This window comes from Photobacterium sp. 2_MG-2023 (assembly GCF_030547675.1).
Lineage (GTDB): Bacteria > Pseudomonadota > Gammaproteobacteria > Enterobacterales > Vibrionaceae > Photobacterium > Photobacterium arenosum.
In genome coordinates this window covers 98,028-115,302 of sequence record NZ_JAUOQQ010000006.1, presented here as the reverse complement: position 1 = coordinate 115,302, position 17,275 = coordinate 98,028, and the positions used below count along the sequence as shown (strand labels likewise).

14 protein-coding genes are annotated in these 17,275 nt (G+C 50.3%); 3 read left to right on the top strand and 11 right to left on the bottom strand.

What is annotated here, in order from left to right:
• Window positions 1-73: 73 nt before the first annotated feature.
• Window positions 74-1,759 carry an asparagine synthase B gene (gene asnB / locus Q4491_RS07095; RefSeq protein WP_192014831.1) on the top strand — a complete coding sequence of 562 codons (1,686 nt, stop codon included), beginning with the start codon at window positions 74-76 and terminating at the stop codon, window positions 1,757-1,759.
• Window positions 1,760-2,052: 293 nt separating this feature from the next.
• Here asnB and gnd read toward each other — a convergent pair whose 3' ends face one another.
• The 7 genes from gnd to htpG form a co-directional block, all read right to left on the bottom strand.
• The gene (gene gnd, locus Q4491_RS07090; RefSeq protein ID WP_192014830.1) at window positions 2,053-3,501 is read right to left on the bottom strand and encodes a decarboxylating NADP(+)-dependent phosphogluconate dehydrogenase; all 1,449 of its coding nucleotides are present in this window, start codon (window positions 3,499-3,501) and stop codon (window positions 2,053-2,055) included.
• A 4-nt stretch (window positions 3,502-3,505) separates the two neighbouring features.
• Window positions 3,506-4,231, bottom strand: coding sequence for a 6-phosphogluconolactonase (gene pgl / locus Q4491_RS07085; RefSeq protein WP_192014829.1), 726 nt, complete (start codon window positions 4,229-4,231; stop codon window positions 3,506-3,508).
• 2 nt (window positions 4,232-4,233) lie between these two features.
• On the bottom strand, window positions 4,234-5,733 hold the full coding sequence (gene zwf, locus Q4491_RS07080) for a glucose-6-phosphate dehydrogenase (RefSeq protein WP_192014828.1): 1,500 nt from the start codon (window positions 5,731-5,733) through the stop codon (window positions 4,234-4,236).
• A 653-nt stretch (window positions 5,734-6,386) separates the two neighbouring features.
• Window positions 6,387-7,688 (bottom strand): inosine/guanosine kinase, encoded by a 1,302-nt coding sequence (locus Q4491_RS07075; RefSeq protein ID WP_192014827.1) that lies wholly within the window; start codon window positions 7,686-7,688, stop codon window positions 6,387-6,389.
• A gap of 121 nt (window positions 7,689-7,809) precedes the next feature.
• Window positions 7,810-8,778, bottom strand: a complete 969-nt coding sequence (gene hemH, locus Q4491_RS07070) for a ferrochelatase (protein WP_192015053.1) — start codon at window positions 8,776-8,778, stop codon at window positions 7,810-7,812.
• 189 nt (window positions 8,779-8,967) lie between these two features.
• Window positions 8,968-9,612, bottom strand: coding sequence for an adenylate kinase (gene adk, locus Q4491_RS07065; protein ID WP_027252658.1), 645 nt, complete (start codon window positions 9,610-9,612; stop codon window positions 8,968-8,970).
• A 168-nt stretch (window positions 9,613-9,780) separates the two neighbouring features.
• Window positions 9,781-11,679, bottom strand: coding sequence for a molecular chaperone HtpG (gene htpG, locus Q4491_RS07060; protein ID WP_192014826.1), 1,899 nt, complete (start codon window positions 11,677-11,679; stop codon window positions 9,781-9,783).
• Between the two features lie 175 nt (window positions 11,680-11,854).
• Here htpG and Q4491_RS07055 point away from each other — a divergent pair, with 175 nt between their 5' ends.
• Complete coding sequence (locus tag Q4491_RS07055; RefSeq protein WP_192014825.1) at window positions 11,855-12,757, top strand: transcriptional regulator; 903 nt, start codon at window positions 11,855-11,857, stop codon at window positions 12,755-12,757.
• On the top strand, window positions 12,742-13,293 hold the full coding sequence (locus Q4491_RS07050; protein ID WP_218384139.1) for a regulatory protein ToxS: 552 nt from the start codon (window positions 12,742-12,744) through the stop codon (window positions 13,291-13,293). Before Q4491_RS07055 ends, Q4491_RS07050 begins: the two co-directional genes overlap by 16 nt.
• Before the next feature lie 62 nt (window positions 13,294-13,355).
• Here Q4491_RS07050 and recR read toward each other — a convergent pair whose 3' ends face one another.
• The 4 genes from recR to apt form a co-directional block, all read right to left on the bottom strand.
• Window positions 13,356-13,958, bottom strand: coding sequence for a recombination mediator RecR (gene recR, locus Q4491_RS07045; protein WP_027252661.1), 603 nt, complete (start codon window positions 13,956-13,958; stop codon window positions 13,356-13,358).
• A gap of 3 nt (window positions 13,959-13,961) precedes the next feature.
• On the bottom strand, window positions 13,962-14,291 hold the full coding sequence (locus Q4491_RS07040; protein WP_192014823.1) for a YbaB/EbfC family nucleoid-associated protein: 330 nt from the start codon (window positions 14,289-14,291) through the stop codon (window positions 13,962-13,964).
• A 28-nt stretch (window positions 14,292-14,319) separates the two neighbouring features.
• On the bottom strand, window positions 14,320-16,497 hold the full coding sequence (gene dnaX / locus Q4491_RS07035) for a DNA polymerase III subunit gamma/tau (protein ID WP_303455997.1): 2,178 nt from the start codon (window positions 16,495-16,497) through the stop codon (window positions 14,320-14,322).
• A gap of 188 nt (window positions 16,498-16,685) precedes the next feature.
• A complete protein-coding gene (gene apt, locus Q4491_RS07030) occupies window positions 16,686-17,246 on the bottom strand; it encodes an adenine phosphoribosyltransferase (protein WP_218384143.1) in 561 nt (186 codons plus the stop codon).
• Window positions 17,247-17,275: the final 29 nt, after the last annotated feature.

Here is a 17,275-nt window from a genome sequence, read left to right as displayed (position 1 = left end):
TCAGGGATAAAATAATAAACCCTTTTTTAATCGCTTTGTTTCCCAAGTTTAACTTTATGTTGGAGTAGTCAGTATGTGCTCAGTATTCGGGATTTTAGATATAAAAAGTGACCCATCTGCCCTGCGTGAAACCGCGTTGGCAATGTCAAAGAAAATGCGTCACCGTGGTCCAGACTGGTCAGGCATCTATTCGTCAGACAAGGCCATTCTTGTTCATGAGCGTCTGGCCATTGTGGACCTGAACAGCGGCGAGCAGCCACTGTACAACACAGACAAAACCCATGTACTGGCCGTCAATGGCGAAATCTACAACCACAAAGACCTACGTGCTGAACTGGCTGCCGACTACCCGTTTCAGACTGAATCTGACTGCGAAATTATTCTGGCGCTTTACAAAGAGAAAGGCCCTGAATTACTCGACTACCTGAACGGTATCTTCGGATTTATTCTGTATGACGAAGAACAGGATGCTTACCTGATTGGTCGTGACCACATTGGCATCATCCCTCTCTATCATGGTCATGATGAGCACGGCAACTACTATGTAGCGTCAGAAATGAAAGCTTTGGTGCCGGTGTGTAAAACCATCAGCGAATTCCCTCCGGGTCATTACCTGTGGAGCAAGAAAGGCGAACCGGCTCAGGCACCTGTCCGCTATTACAAACGCGACTGGATGGAGTATGACGCGGTTCGTGATGCGAAAACAGACAAAGACAAACTGAAAAAAGCGCTGGAAAACGCAGTGAAGCGCCAGCTGATGACAGACGTGCCTTACGGTGTTCTGCTGTCGGGTGGTCTGGATTCCTCGGTGATTTCAGCAATTACCAAGCAGTTTGCCTCCCGCCGTATTGAAGATGACGAAAAATCTGATGCCTGGTGGCCAACACTGCACTCTTTTGCCGTTGGTCTGGAAGGCGCACCGGATCTGAAAGCCGCGAAAAAAGTGGCCGATCATATCGGCACGGTACACCACGAGCTGACTTATACGGTTCAGGAAGGCCTCGACGCGATTCGTGATGTGATTTATCACATTGAGACCTACGATGTCACAACGATTCGCGCCTCCACACCTATGTATCTGATGTCACGTAAAATCCGCGCCATGGGTATCAAAATGGTACTGTCTGGCGAAGGGGCTGATGAAGTCTTCGGTGGTTACCTGTATTTCCACAAAGCGCCTAACACGCAGGAATTCCATGAAGAGACAGTGCGTAAGCTGCTGGCTCTGAACATGTTCGACTGTGCACGTGCCAACAAATCCATGGCGGCCTGGGGGATTGAAGCGCGTGTGCCATTCCTGGATAAAGAGTTCCTGGAAGTCGCTATGAGCATCAACCCGCAGGATAAGATGTGCGGCAACGGCAAAATGGAAAAGCACATTATCCGTGAGTGCTTTGGTGACATGCTGCCTGAATCTGTGGCATGGCGTCAGAAAGAGCAGTTCTCTGACGGTGTTGGTTACAACTGGATCGACACGCTGAAAGAAGTCGCCGCAGAGAAAGTGACGGATCAGCAGCTGGAAACTGCCCGTTTCCGCTTCCCTTACAACACACCAACCTCCAAAGAAGCCTACGTCTATCGTGAAATCTTTGAAGAGTTGTTCCCGCTGGAAGATGCCGCTAAATGTGTGCCGGGTGGCCCGTCTATCGCCTGCTCCAGTGCCAAAGCCATTGAATGGGATGAGAGCTTTAAAAACAGTGCTGACCCATCTGGTCGTGCGGTTGCTGCCGTCCACAACGAAGCCTATCAGAAGGCTTAATTACCGAGCGTTACTCCATCCAAGAGCGCGTCCGCCTTTGCCTGCCTTATCTCCGCACGCAAAGGCAACAAAAAGGGGCCAGGAAGGCCCCTTTCCCCTTTTTATCACCCGCACGCCCCCGTCAGATCATGTCTGTCCACACTGTATCTGTTACAACGGTGCCCACAAGCTAACAGCGGCATGACGGCCTGATGCGCAGGCAGCAAAGCGCTGAAAGCTGGATAGCACAAATAAAAAAGGAGCCAAAGGCTCCTTTTTTATTTGTCGATTAACCGCAGAACAGCGTGCTGCGATTATACGTCGTAGGTTGTGGAGGCAGTATCGCCACCAGTGCCCGTCCAGTTAGTATGGAAATACTGACCGCGTGGCTGGTCGATACGCTCATAGGTGTGCGCACCAAAGTAGTCACGCTGTGCCTGAATCATATTTGCCGGCAGACGCGCAGTGGTGTAGCCATCCAGGAAGGTCAGTGCAGATGTCAGACACGGCATTGGCAGACCAATTTCCAGTGACTTAGCTGCCACTTTACGCCATGCTTTCATGCCGTTTTCCAGGATTGCTTTGAAGTATGGATCCGAGCCCAGGAACGCCAGTGAAGGATCCGCTTCAAATGCATCACGAATGTTGCCCAGGAAAGCTGAACGAATGATACAGCCACCGCGCCACATCAGAGCAACGTTACCGTAGTTCAGATTCCAGCCGTTGTCGTCAGACGCCTGACGCATCAGCATAAAGCCTTGTGCATAAGAGATAATCTTAGAGGCCAGCAGTGCGTGACGTACTGCGTCCAGCCACTCTGCTTTGTCGCCTTCAACAGCTTCGACTGTTTTGCCAAACAGCTTCTCTGCCTCTTCACGCTGACCTTTCAGCGAAGACAGGCAGCGGGCAAACACAGATTCAGTGATCAGTGTCAGCGGAATGCCCATGTCCAGCGCATTGATGCCTGTCCATTTACCCGTGCCTTTCTGGCCGGCCGAGTCCATGATTTTCTCAACCAGTGGCTCACCATCTTCATCACGGTAAGCCAGAATATCAGCAGTGATTTCGATCAGGTAGCTGTTCAGCTCAGTCTCATTCCAGTCACGGAACGTCTGTTCCATTTCTTCGTGGGTCATACCCAGACCGGTTTTCATGAAGTGATACGCTTCGCTGATCAGCTGCATATCACCGTATTCGATACCGTTGTGAACCATTTTTACAAAGTGACCGGCACCTGACTCGCCAACCCAGTCGCAGCAAGGCTCGCCCTGCTCAGTTTTAGCCGCAATCGCCTGGAAAATCGGCTTCACGAATGGCCATGCTTCCGCATCGCCACCAGGCATGATAGAAGGTCCGAAACGTGCGCCTTCTTCACCACCGGAGACACCCGCACCGATGAAACGCAGACCTTTGTCTTTCAGGTAATCCACACGGCGGATGCTGTCTGGGTAGTTAGAGTTACCGCCATCAATAATGATGTCGCCTTTGTCCAGCAGCGGGATCAGTTGCTCGATAAAACTGTCGACCACATCACCGGCACGTACCATCAGCATGATTTTGCGAGGAGCTTCCAGCTTGTCTACCAGCTCCTGCAGGCTGTAAGCGCCCTGAATCTTAGTGCCTTTAGCCGGGCCATTCAGAAATTCGTCGACTTTGGCAGCTGTACGGTTATGCGCAACGACCTTAAAACCGTGGTCATCCATGTTCAGGATCAGGTTCTGGCCCATAACGGCAAGGCCGATTACACCAATATCACCTTTCATTTATTTATTCTCCAATCGCTAACTTACTGGCTGCTAGTGCATCCAAATACCATTCGGTCTTACCCTGGCGAGCCTGAATTTTGGCGGCCGGGTAAGGCAGGCTATCGGCTGGCTGAGAGTGGATTTCTGCCACAATCTCGGTTTTACCCGCACCGATAACCAGATAAGAAATTCGTTTTGCCGCTTCCAGCAGACGGGCTGATTTGCTGACACGCAACTGACCGCTTTGCGGATGAGGCGCAACCAGGCTTAAACCGGGTTCATCATAGTCAGTCTGTCCCGGGAAAAGAGACGCAGTATGACCATCGTCGCCGACACCCAGTAAAATCCAGTCAAAAACAGGTAATCCGTTTTCAGCCGGAATCACCGCTGCCATTTCTTCAGCGAAACGCTTGGCTTCGGCCTGAGGCTGATCTTCACCACGGATGCGGTGGATATTGGCTACCGGGATTGCAACGTGATCAAACAACAGTGCCTGGGCACAACCATAGTTACTTTCTGCATCATCCGGTGCAACGCAACGCTCGTCGCCCCACCAGAAATGCAGATTCTGCCAGTTAACACCTTCGGCATACGGTGCCTGGGCCAAAGCGGCAAACAACTGTTTAGGTGTGCTACCACCTGACAGCGAAATATGCACAGGCTTATCTTGCTGGCTGATAGCCATCATGTCGTCAGCCAGGCTCTTAACCACGGCTTGCGCATCAGCATGAATTTTAAGATCAGTCATAATTATAACTCGCAGTATTCGGTATCAGTCAGGTTTGAACACGGGAAGCGCCACTGGCGATTATCTCTGGCCAGCAGTTCATCGGCTTCTTTCGGCCCCCAGGTACCACAAGCATAACCAAACAGGGCATGCGGATCCTGATTGAATGACAGAATCGGCTGAACATAACGCCAGCAAGCCTCAACCGCATCGCTGCGTGCAAACAAGGTTGAGTCACCGGCCATGGCATCCAGCAGCAAACGCTCGTAGGCTGTCAGCACATTGCTGTCAACCAGTTCGTCATAACGGAAATCCATCGCCACTTCCTGGGTTTTGAATCCTGCGCCCGGACGTTTCAGAGCAAAGTTCATCAAAATGCCTTCGTCAGGCTGGATACGCAGAACCAGCTTGTTATCGGGCGCATCTTTACCAAATACAGGGTGCGGCGTTTTCTTGAAGTGAATAACCACTTCGGTGACACGCGTTGGCAGACGTTTACCGGTTCGGATGTAAAACGGTACACCGTTCCAGCGCCAGTTATTGATAAAGGCTTTCAGGCCGACATAAGTTTCAGTACGGGAATCTTCAGCAACACCCGGCTCTTCACGATAACCGGCAAGCTCTTTCCCGCGCAATTCAGAAGCTGTGTACTGCCCCAGAACCAGGTTTTTCCGCAAATCTTCTTCAGACAGCGGCTGCAGGCTATTGAGCACTTTGGCCACTTCATCACGCATGACGTTGCCATTAATCGCCGATGGCGGCTCCATAGCAACCATGGCCAAAACCTGCAGCAGATGGTTCTGTAGCATGTCGCGAACCGCACCTGCGTTTTCGTAATAGCCACCGCGTTCTTCCACACCCAGGAATTCCGCAGCGGTAATCTCAACGTAGTCTATAAAGTTACGGTTCCACAATGGCTCAAACATACCGTTAGCAAAGCGAAATACCAGCAGGTTCTGAACCGTTTCTTTGCCCAGGTAATGGTCAATACGGAAAATCTGGCTTTCTTTGAAGTGCTTGTGCAGTTTCTTATCCAGTTCCTGAGCGGTTTCCAAATCGTAGCCAAACGGCTTCTCGATGATCAGTCGTTTCCAGCCGGTGCTTTCATCATTCAGACCATGGGCAGCCAGACTGGCCGGGATCACATCATATAAGCTGGGGGGAGTGGCGAGATAGAATAGAGTGTTACGAGGAGCAACAGACTGAGTGGCTTTTTCTTCCAGTCGCTGTTGCAACTTACCATAGTCATCACAATCTAACGTGTTGATGGCCTGATATCCAACATGCTGACAAAATGCAGCCAACTTCTCGGGATCCGTCTTCTCGGTTTTGACCAGAGAAGCCCGGACTTTTTCTCTGTATTCCTCATCACTGTTTGCAGTACGGCTTACGCCAAGGATAGAGAAATCAGAAGGTAGCATCTGATTAACATACAGATGATACAGCGCTGGGATAAGCTTACGATACGTTAAATCGCCTGAGGCACCAAAAATAACAATATCGCTGTTTTCAGGTATGACCATGTTCTTTATCTTTCCCTAACAGGTATACAAGTTTGACGGGTCTAATTCCGGCAAAGCATAACATTCAGAACGACAATGTGCTGATGTCCTGGCCTCTCAATTTGATAGGTTATACCTATCAGAAAGTGGGGTTCCCCAAGATGGAGCACACTATATCTGCATTTGTCACAAAGTTACATCCCGCTAATTCTATCAACTGACATAAAAACTGAAACATGAAGGCCGGATAAAATATCTCACTGCCCGCCCATTTTCAGGTAGCCACCTTAGCTTTGTCGAATGACTTGAGCTGAAATTACATGAAAAGCATAAAAAAACGCCGCGAAGTTGAGCAAAAATCAAAATCTAAATATTTTACCTTCTGAAAAAAAATCATGGCAAGCAGGCCAATACTGCACACTTTTCGCGTCGCGTCTTTAGTGCAAAATCATCCTCACCGGCCAGTTTTCATCACGACATGCTGAGCGCCTTATTTGGTAGGCTTTCTGAAAGTAATTAACAAAACCTATCAAACGAAATCGTTTGCCTGAATATAACCGTGACTCTAAACCCAGAATCATGCCGATCTTACCAAGGCTGAAAAACAAAAAACCGCCAAAATGGCGGTTTTTTACAAACATGAAAGCCTGTGCTTTTCATCGGAATCGGGGATATCAACGTTCCCAATACGCCTCTTCCAGACTGTCTTCCCGCTCGGGTAATCCTCGTGACAAACGCGGAGAGTGCTGAGCCAGCACTTCGTAACTGACGCGATTCGAATACAGGCAGATTTGAGAAAACGATGAATAGGCCAGGAAATCGTAGCTGTGCTTACTGGATTTCGGCACGTTTTCTTTATGGTAACGGTTCGCTGCCATATCGTGCAGTAGCGCGGACAGTGCGCCGTCCCCGGCACCATTGGTATTTTTAATGCGCTCCGGCCCACCCATATAAGGAGCAATGTGCGAATAAACCCGAAGAGGCGTTTCGCAATCGGCTTTGGTCATCGGACGACTAAACTCGTAGCGGTTAAACTCAGGAATTTCACCAGGCAGCAGCGGCAGACTGGTCGTTCGCTTAGTGCTCTCTTCCGTATAACCTGCTGTGTACAAACCTACAGGACCCGCGGTACACAACACAAAATCAACCCAATCCAGGGCTTTATCAGAAGCCAGTAATGGATCGGAAAATCCTGTCAGTGCTTCGGCTTCGTCTTCATTCATAGCAACAACCGTGACATGCTCACGCAGGAAATCGCGCCACCATTGCGGATCATCCGCAATCACAAACTTGGTACCCAATGTCAGTACAACCGGCACATCGTATTTCTTGGCATACTGAATGGCACGCATGGTGGCTTCCGGCATTGGATCGCCCTCTTTGCAACGCACCAGGTATGCCGTCAGCACCAGCGCAGAAGCACGCTCAAAGATCGATTCCGGAATGCTGTCTGGTTCCAGCTGGTTCATCCGGCCTTCGTTAATGGCAAACGTCCGCTCACCATCAGGCGTGATCAAGGCGAAGCAGCGGCCAATCGGCCCGTTCACCGGCTGAAGGTTATTCAGATCCATACGGCTGGATGTATTGACCAGGTACCGGTATGCATAACTGCCAATCTGGATATCCTGGCTCATCACGCCCAGAAGCACGGATTTATCATCCGCCAGTACCGAATAGTTGTGCAGCGTATTTCCTATCGTTCCACCCGCGAACTCATGACGAATCAAGTCTTTTTCTTTCAATTCACGATAAAGTGCTTCTGCTGCCTCTTCGGCGATAACCAAAGAGTGTCCTTTGCTCAGCGCATAGCGACTCAGAAACTCATCATCGACACACGCTTCAATATCCACCAGCGTTTGGTCTATGCCAACGACATGCGTACGCGCAAGCGGTTTGCTGCTGGCCTGAGTCAGAAGCGGATCTCGGGCATGGACGGGAAAATAGTGTTTTGATTTACGTTGACCAGGAAATTTCATGATATCGCGCTGCCGGGTAGAAAAAACTTGCGGATGATATCACAAAATATAGTTCAGTGAAGAAATGGCCCAAACAATAAGTGCGAGCCAGATCATGATATATGTAGAAGTTAAGAAAAGGTTACCAGCCCTGGGTATGCTGCCGGATCAGGGTTTCCATCATAGCAATATGGGTGCTGTTATCATTGAGGCAGGGGATCAGGTTGAAGGTTTCACCTCCGGCATTGATAAAGGCATCTTTACAGCCCTCTGCGATTTCTTCGATGGTTTCCAGACAATCGACTGAAAACGCAGGACAAATCACATCCAGCCGTTTAACCCCTTTTTTTGCCAGTTCAATAATCGTTGGCTCGGTATAGGGCTTCAACCATTCTTCACGACCAAAAATTGACTGATAGCTCATGCTCATCTTTTCTCTTGGCATCGCCAGCGCTTCCGCCAGAAGTGCCGTTGTCTGGTTACAGTGCTCGGGATAAGGATCGCCCAGATCAGCGTAACGTTTTGGAATTCCATGGTACGAGCACAACAAGTAGTCAGGCTCTCCATGCTCGGCCCAGACATTAGTGACCGATTCAGCAAGCGCCGAAATATAGCCAGGGTGGTCCTGGTACTGATTGATAAACCTGAGCTCTGGCAGATAATCTGTCTGTTGAAGGCTGCGCGCCACTTTATCAAACACAGCAGCGGTAGTCGTGCGCGAATACTGTGGATAGAGCGGTAAGACAATCACCTTTCGGCAACCCTGATCATTGAGCATCGACAAGGCTGACTGAATACTGGGGTTACCGTACGTCATACCGAGTGCAACCGGTATGTTCAGCCTTTCTTCCAGCGCGTCGCGTTGTCGCTGCGAATAGACCATCAGCGGCGAGCCTTCCTCAAGCCAAATCGACTGATACAGTTTCGCAACCTTAGGAGAACGGATAGGAAGAATTGCCCCGTACAACGCCGGTCGCCATAGCCATTTAGACAGATCGACGACACGGGGGTCACTCAAAAATTCACCCAGAAAACGTTTTACCGCCGCTGGGGTTGCTTCATCCGGTGTACCCAGATTGACCAAGAGTACGCCAATGCCTTTATTCTCCATCATCACCTGCAGTTCATCTTGTTATTCAATGACAGTGATAGTGTACCATTAAGCGGTTGATTTGCCCTGGGTATCGCAGTCTTCAGCATAAAAAAAGCGGAAGGCTGTTAACCTCCCGCTTTTTGACCATACAGTCTGTTAACCCGATCCGGTTAATCGCATTGACTGTGGAACATCACTGATATTCGATTAAGCTAAAGCTTTTGCCAGCTCTGCACTGACATCAGCCACTGGCTGTGTACCATCAATTTTGATGTAGGTAGTGTTGCCAGCATCGGCTTCTTTGCTGTAATAGCTGATCAGCGGAGCCGTTTGATTATGGTATACACCCAGACGTGCACGAACTGTTTCTTCTTTGTCATCTTCACGGATAACCAGTTCTTCGCCAGTGACGTCATCTTTACCTTCCACTTTCGGCGGATTGTAAACGGCATGATAAGTACGGCCTGACGCCAAATGTACACGGCGGCCCGCCATACGTTCGACAATTACGCTGTCTGGAACGTCAAATTCAATGACGTAATCCACTGCCACGCCAACTTCTTTCAGGCCATCAGCCTGAGGAATAGTGCGTGGGAAACCGTCCAGCAGGAAGCCTTTTGCACAGTCGTCTTCAGCAATACGCTCTTTGACCAGACCCAGAATAATATCGTCAGACACCAACTGACCTGCGTCAATCACGGCTTTCGCTTGTTTACCCAGCTCAGTACCCGCTTTGATTGCCGCACGCAGCATATCACCCGTCGAAATCTGAGGAATACCAAATTTCTCCATGATGAATTGTGCCTGTGTGCCTTTACCTGCACCTGGAGCGCCCAGAAGAATGATGCGCATCTTGATCCCCTTTTCTAGTAATTAGCCGGAGTTTTTGGAAAGTCAGAAAAATACACTGATTAGACCATACTCGCAAGTCCGCGTCCCTGGAAGCTAAACGATTACATTCTTTATCAGCATACTCTTTGAAGCAAAACGGGCGCAGATTGCCTCTGCGCCCGTGGTTTATTATGGCTGCGCCAACAGTTTATTGACTGCCGCCAGGAACTGGGATGGATCTTCCATCGAACCCCGTTCAGCAAGCATCGCCTGCCCCAGTAACATCTCAACCCAGCGGCCAAATGCGTCTTCGTCTGCTTCATCGGCCATACGATTCACTACCGGGTGTTTCGGATTCAGCTCAAAAATGTACTTCACTTCCGGCGCTTCGTGACCAGCCGCAGCCAGCAGTTTCGCCATCTGTGTTCCCATTTCATTTTCATCCGTCACCACCACAGCCGGTGTATCCTGCAGCTTGAACGTTGCCCGGACATCTTGCACACGATCACCCAAATAGGCTTTGGTGCGCTCGATAACCGAAGCAAATTCTTCTTTTGTCTGCTGCTGCGCTTCTTTCTCTTCTTCGTTTTCAAACTTAGAAAGATCCAGACCAGCCTTGGTAATTGACTGGAACGGCTTACCGTCAAATTCCGGCAGATGACCCATCAGCCATTCATCAATGCGGTCGTGCATAAGCACCACTTCCAGGCCTTTGGCACGGAACTGCTCCAGGTGCGGGCTGTTTTTCGCCGCCTTGAAACTGTCTGCGGTAATATAATAAATCTTTTCCTGACCTTCTTTCATCCGGCTGACGTAATCTGCCAGAGAAACGCTTTGTTCAGACGTATCGTTATGGGTTGAACTGAAACGCAGCAACCCGGCAATTTTCTCGCGGTTGGCAAAATCTTCCGCCACACCTTCTTTCAGCACTTGGCCGAACTCTTGCCAGAACGATGCATACTCATCTTTCTTCGCCAGTTTTTCCAGCATGGACAAGGCACGCTTGGTACAGGCTTTGCGCAGCGCCTGAGTCACCTTGTTGTCCTGCAGAATTTCACGGGACACATTTAACGGCAGATCATTCGAGTCAATCAGACCGCGCATAAAGCGCAGGTACATCGGCATGAACTGCTCGGCATCGTCCATGATAAACACACGCTGAACATACAGTTTCAGGCCGTGCTTGCTGTCGCGGTTATACAGGTCAAACGGCGCTTTGGACGGAATATACAGCAGACTGGTGTAGTCTTGCTGGCCTTCCACACGGTTATGGCTCCAGCTCAGTGGCTCAGCAAAGTCATGGGAGACGTGTTTGTAGAATTCTTTGTACTCATCATCTGATATATCAGATTTACTGCGGGTCCATAACGCCTGTGCTTTATTGACCTGCTCCCACTTTTTACCGGTCTCCTTGCCTTCCTCATCGTGCTCAGCCGTTTCCATCAGCACAGGAATGCCAATGTGGTCTGAATATTTACTGATGATATTGCGCAGGCGGTACTCGCTGAGGAATTCTTTTTCTTCTTCACGCAAATGAAGAATGATCTCGGTACCACGGCCTGTTTTCTCGATGTCCTCAACCGTATAGTCGCCTTCACCGGTTGAGTGCCAGCTTACCGCCTGCTCGACGGCCGCACCGGCGGCACGGGTCTTGACAGTCACTGCATCGGCAACAATAAACGAAGAATAGAAGCCGACGCCAAACTGACCAATCAACTGAGAATCTTTGCTCTGATCTTCACTCAGCTTCGAGAAAAAGTCTTTAGTACCGGACTTGGCAATAGTCCCCAGGTGCTCGATCACCTCATCGCGGGTCATACCAATACCATTGTCACTGATAGTGACAGTGCCCGCTTTTTCATCAAACGACAAACGCACTGCCAGCTCGCCATCGTTTTCATACAGCTCAGGAGATGAAAGGGCACGAAACCTCAGTTTGTCAGCCGCATCAGAAGCATTGGAAATCAGCTCCCGTAAAAATATCTCTTTATTTGAGTACAATGAGTGGATCATTAAGTGAAGCAATTGCTTCACTTCTGACTGAAAACCACGTGTTTCTTTATTTTTCTCTAAAGTTTGCTCGCTCATTTGAACTCCGTAATCCAGGTTTACCTCATTACTGATACCTAGATATGGTCAGTTCAACTTAAATCAAGCCTTAGCGTGAAAAAATCTAAGATTGCCCTCAAGTCAGCATCTTAGCTATTCAATGAACGATCGGACGACTATGATATACGAGTCACAAGTCACCAAAAGGCTGGTAATGGATCATACGCATTGTAAATTTCTGATTGGCAACAGATTTACTTTCTCCCCCCAACACAATAGCCTGGCTGACAATCTTCAGCCGGAAGAAACCATTTATTTAGGTATCAATGAAAGCCGGGCATTGCATTTGCTGCTGGATGAACCGGGCACCATAATCTCCCGTCAGCGTATGCATGATTTTATCTGGCGCGAGCAAGGGTTTGAGGTGGATGACTCGAGCCTGACCCAATCGATTTCAACCTTGCGTAAGTACCTGCAGGACTCAACTCGCTCGCCAGCCTTTATCAAGACGATACCCAAGCGCGGTTATCAGATGATAGCCAGTGTCGATCGTATTGACGCAGCCCCTGCCCCTCCAGCCGATATCCCCAATGGTGTACAGACTGATAACAATGATGGCTTCATTGATTCGCCCAAACCATTTCCGGTATCTGCAAGCCTGGCTGAGGATACACCTGACACAACGTGTATACAGCCAGCGACACAGATAACGCACGCCCCGTCAACACACCGGTTTTTCCAGCCCAGGTACATGATCAGCGCCCTGGCAACCTTCATACTGTGTATTGTATTACCGCTCTGGGCATACCTGGCACCGCCACCTTCATCGAGCGCCTTCTATAAAGCCTTTATGATCAATGATATTCCCGTGCTGATTCCCAGTGAGGTTGAGGTTACCGGGAAATGGCGTCCACTCATCAGGCAATGTGTCTCCGCCCAGATGCTGAACAATGACAACAAGCCGTCAGCAGCACCGGCCAAAATCATTGTCACAGGCGGGGCGCATAATCAGCTGTGGATTAATCTGATTTATACGCCGGCTGATTACCGGAAAAATATGACACTGACGATAGTGACACTTGACAGAGAAAGGGATCTGCCATGTTCAGTACACTAACCCAGCCGGGCAAAACGCACAGATATTACTTGTTCATCATCATTGCATTAACAAGCCTGGTGACCCTGGGCAGCCTTTACTATTTCTTCAGCAGTGACCATAAGATTTCCCGTTTTCTTACTTCGCATAACTGGCAGTCTTACGCGGTCACAGATGTGGCTTCAACAGAGGTGCCCGGGCTCGAAATTCTTAAAAAGGTCATTGAAACCAGCCATATTGTCTATATGCCTAACCAGTCATATTCCCGGGTAACCCGGGTGACTCTGATTAATGAGGAGCAGGGCCAGCTTCACCTGACGATTACTGAATATGGCCGGTGGGAAGTCAGTGGTGGTTATCTGCAGATTCGGCCGACGCACTTTAATGAGCTGAAAACAGGTAATGAAAGCGCATTCAGCAACAAGCAGATTACCGCTATCAACCAGTATTTTCAGCTCAATGCGGAACAAAGTAACCGGATTGATATCATGAGTGAAAAAGCCGTGCTGTTAACCGGACTGAATACCCGCTCTCAAGTGCTGAACGCCAACCTTTAACGAAAAAAACCGACGGTAATCGTCGGTTATTCATAACAGGTCAAGAATATGGCAAAGCGGCTTTAATACAGTTTCTGCCGGCCTGCCAGAGAATGCGACAGTGTTGTCCCATCCACCAGCTCCAGCTCACCACCCACCGGTACACCATGTGCAATCCGGGTCGCAGGTACCTGATAAGCCTGACAAAGCTCGGCAATGAAATGCGCAGTAGCCTCACCTTCAACCGTGGGATTGGTGGCCAGGATCAGCTCGGCAATGTGTTCATTTTGCAAACGGTATTCCAGCACATCTAACCCGATATCGCTCGGGCCGATGCCATCTAATGGCGACAGGTGTCCCATCAGCACAAAATATCGGCCTGAAAACTGACCTGTCGCTTCAACGGCCATAATATCTGCCGGACTTTCCACCACACAAATCTGGCCATTTTCCAGACGACGGGGATTTTCGCAGATAGCACACACGTCTTCTTCAGTGAAGGTACGGCAATCGCGGCAATGGCCGATTTCGGTCATGGCTTTCCCCAGCACATCAGCCAACTGCAACCCACCCTGACGGTTGCGTTGCAACAGGCTGAAAGCCATACGCTGCGCTGATTTTGGCCCAACACCGGGCAGGCAGCGCAGCGCGTCCATCAACTGCTCAAGTAACGGACTGGTACGCATTGATTAGAATGGCATCTTGAAGCCAGCAGGCAAGTTCATGCCGCCGGTAACACTGGCCATTTTTTCTTTCTGCGCTTCTTCAATACGACGTGCCGCATCGTTAAAAGCAGCCGCAATCAGATCTTCCAGCATTTCTTTATCGTCTTCCATCAAGCTGTCATCCAGCTCAACACGACGAACGCTGTGACCGCCGGTCAGGGTCACTTTTACCATGCCGGCACCCGCTTCACCTGTCACTTCCATGTTGGCGATTTCTTCCTGCATTTGCTGCATACGCTCTTGCATCTGCTGCGCCTGCTTCATCATGTTCGCCATACCACCTTTACCAAACATATCTTCTCTCTCTATCGGTCTGGTTAATTTATAAGGGTCTTACGCTCTCTTCATCAAGTACAGCACTGAATCGCTGACAGATGAAAGTCACGTGAGGATCCTGCTGCAGACTTGTCTTAGCCTGATCCAGTTTCTGTTGATAAATGTATTCCCGCCATTCCAGGGGAGTACGTCCATTATCACCAGGCTTGATGTGTAATTCTATCTCTTGTCCCAGTATCTCAGCCAGTGCTGTGCTTAACTGAGCCCTGGCTTTTTGTGTATCCAGATGCTGCTGAGACGGACGCAGATACAAAGTCAGGTCACTACCCTGCTGCTCCATCGCAGAATTTAATGCTAATTGCTGTACCAAACGATCGGTATTTAACCGGGTCACCAGTTCTGACCAACTATCCTGCTTTGCCGCTTCACTGACAAGCAGTTCCGCCATTTCAGGTGTTTTTTCGTGCTCCAGCGCTTGCTTCAGATCGGTGGGCGCGATCACCTCCGGCAATTGCGTGTCAGGCTCGGGCTGACTCGTCGGCTGCCACTGATAATCCTCAGCTTTGGCTGGCTCAACTGGCTGTTGCTGAGCGACCGGCGACACGTGATTTGCGCCTGCTGGCTGAGAACGGCGACCAGCATGCTGGCTCGTGATCCGTTCCAGCACACTGGAAGCAGGTTTCTTCACCGACGCCGGCTCAGTCTTTTTTGGCTCGGCAGCTTCCTGGCCTCGCCGGCTCTGGCTGCGCAAGCGATTTCTTGCCGCCAGCAGCCCGGACGCCGGTGATGCAGCCTGTGTCATTGCCGCTGACTGCGGCGGGTTGTGCTCAGCCGGCTGCGCTTGCATTACAGGCTGAGGTGCCGTTTGCGGCTCAGGGGCATGATCAGGCGCCATTGCTCGCTCGCGAACTGACGAAAGCTCACGAACTGATGCAGGATCGTGAACTGTTGCTGTCTCGGAAGCCGCTACAGGCTGCGAAGGTGAGTCACCTTCAGATACAGGCCTTACCGCTTCTGACTGCACTGCCGGTCGAACCGCTGAAGTGTCCGGAGGTGCAGTTCTTGGCTGAGATGCAGCCGGACGACCAGCTGGTACTGATGCCGGTACAGGAACCGCCTGAGGAGTTAATGCGCCCGCCGCGACAGGACGGAATGCCAGCATACGCAACAGCACCATTTCCAGTCCTGTACGGCCATCCGGTGCCAAAGGTAAATCCTGCCGGCCCTGCAATGCGATCTGGTAGTGCAGCTGCACATCTTGCGGCGACATTGATTTGGCCAGCAGAACGATTCTGTCGGCATCAGGTGCGGACAGATCCAGCGCGGCAGGTAACACCTGATACATAGCCACACGATGAAGCTGCGCGGCTAATTCACTCAGCAGGCTATCCCACTCCACACCAACAGTGGCCAGCTCTGCCAGGCAAGCCATTGCAGGCTCGACCTGGCCCTGAGCCATTGCTTCCAGCAGATACAGCGCCTGCTCTGTATTGAGCGTACCGAGCATAGCCGCAACTGAGTCTGACTGTACCTGGCCGTTACCCAGAGCAATCGCCTGATCGGTGAGGCTGAGTGCATCTCGCATGCTGCCTTCTGCAGCACGTGCCAGCAGACTCAGCGCTTTGCTGTCGAAGGTGACACTTTCTTCGGTCAGGACATGGCTCAGCTGTTGCTGTATCTGGGCATTATCCAGATGCTTGAGATGAAACTGCAGGCAACGGGAAAGAATCGTGGCAGGCAGTTTTTGAGGATCTGTGGTCGCCAGAATGAATTTTACGTGCTCTGGCGGCTCTTCCAGCGTTTTCAGCAAGGCGTTAAAACTGTGACGAGACAGCATATGCACTTCATCGATCAAATAGATCTTGAAGCGCCCTCGCGCCGGTTTGTACTGTACGTTATCCAGCAGTTCCCGGGTATCTTCGACCTTTGTTCTGGAGGCGGCATCTATTTCCAGCAGATCAACAAAACGTCCCTGCTCAATTTCCAGACAAGTATGGCACTTGCCACAGGGGGATGCTGTGATGCCCTGTTCACAGTTGAGCCCTTTGGCAAACAGGCGGGCAATGGTTGTTTTCCCCACGCCACGGGTACCACTGAACAGGTAAGCATGATGAAGTCGGTTATGTGTCAGCGCATTGGTCAGGGCTGTCAGGACATGGGATTGGCCTACCACATCATCAAAACGATGCGGCCGCCATTTCCGAGCCAGAACCTGGTAACTCATGGTGATAAATCCTACAGAATCCGATCAATCAGTGACGGTGATCCGCCAGACTGAATCCAGTCGACCATGCTAGCACAGGGAGTGAAAAGGCGCGAGAGAACTCAAGGGGATGTTTCCTTTCCAGATTGTTACTGACAACATTTTAACCTGAAAATCCACATCCCCCAGATTTAAACAGAACGGGTCAATCAATGACCGTCAAAATCGCAGATACTAAAGACATTGAGGCCAATATTACGCAACCGCTGCTGACCACCAATCTCAGGCAGGTTAATGACAAAAGCCGCATCTTCCACAATACCGCCCAAACGGCGAACCAGTTTCGTGGTAGCTTCAATGGTGCCGCCGGTTGCCAGCAGATCATCGACCAGCAATACTTTATCGCCTTCAACAATGGCATCTACATGGATTTCCAGCGTGTCCTGGCCATATTCAAGCTCATAACTTTCGCTGATCACATTGCGCGGTAATTTACCCGGCTTGCGTACCGGTACAAAACCGACACCCAGCGCCAGCGCCAGCGGGGCACCAAACAGAAAACCCCGAGCCTCGGTCCCAACGACCTTTGTTATCCCTTTGTCACTGAACTGCTGAAGCAAAACTTGCATCGTTGCACCGTACGCGGCCGGGTCTTCCATCAGGCTGGTAACATCGCGAAACAGTATGCCTGGCTTAGGATAATCCGGAATCGTTTTGATGCTGTTTTTGATCAAACTGAAATCGTCTTGGACAAGGGTATCTTGGCTCATAGTCTTTTCCACCGGCTGCATAACTACAG

Coding starts and splice junctions, on each gene's coding strand:
- zwf (WP_192014828.1), bottom strand. CDS start 5,733: ATGGTCATACCTGAAAACAGCGATATTGTTATTTTTGGTGCCTCAGGC.
- adk (WP_027252658.1), bottom strand. CDS start 9,612: ATGCGCATCATTCTTCTGGGCGCTCCAGGTGCAGGTAAAGGCACACAG.
- asnB (WP_192014831.1), top strand. CDS start 74: ATGTGCTCAGTATTCGGGATTTTAGATATAAAAAGTGACCCATCTGCC.
- hemH (WP_192015053.1), bottom strand. CDS start 8,778: ATGGAGAATAAAGGCATTGGCGTACTCTTGGTCAATCTGGGTACACCG.
- pgl (WP_192014829.1), bottom strand. CDS start 4,231: ATGACTGATCTTAAAATTCATGCTGATGCGCAAGCCGTGGTTAAGAGC.
- apt (WP_218384143.1), bottom strand. CDS start 17,246: ATGAGCCAAGATACCCTTGTCCAAGACGATTTCAGTTTGATCAAAAAC.
- recR (WP_027252661.1), bottom strand. CDS start 13,958: ATGCGTACCAGTCCGTTACTTGAGCAGTTGATGGACGCGCTGCGCTGC.
- Q4491_RS07075 (WP_192014827.1), bottom strand. CDS start 7,688: ATGAAATTTCCTGGTCAACGTAAATCAAAACACTATTTTCCCGTCCAT.
- htpG (WP_192014826.1), bottom strand. CDS start 11,679: ATGAGCGAGCAAACTTTAGAGAAAAATAAAGAAACACGTGGTTTTCAG.
- Q4491_RS07050 (WP_218384139.1), top strand. CDS start 12,742: ATGTTCAGTACACTAACCCAGCCGGGCAAAACGCACAGATATTACTTG.
- dnaX (WP_303455997.1), bottom strand. CDS start 16,497: ATGAGTTACCAGGTTCTGGCTCGGAAATGGCGGCCGCATCGTTTTGAT.
- Q4491_RS07040 (WP_192014823.1), bottom strand. CDS start 14,291: ATGTTTGGTAAAGGTGGTATGGCGAACATGATGAAGCAGGCGCAGCAG.
- Q4491_RS07055 (WP_192014825.1), top strand. CDS start 11,855: ATGGATCATACGCATTGTAAATTTCTGATTGGCAACAGATTTACTTTC.
- gnd (WP_192014830.1), bottom strand. CDS start 3,501: ATGAAAGGTGATATTGGTGTAATCGGCCTTGCCGTTATGGGCCAGAAC.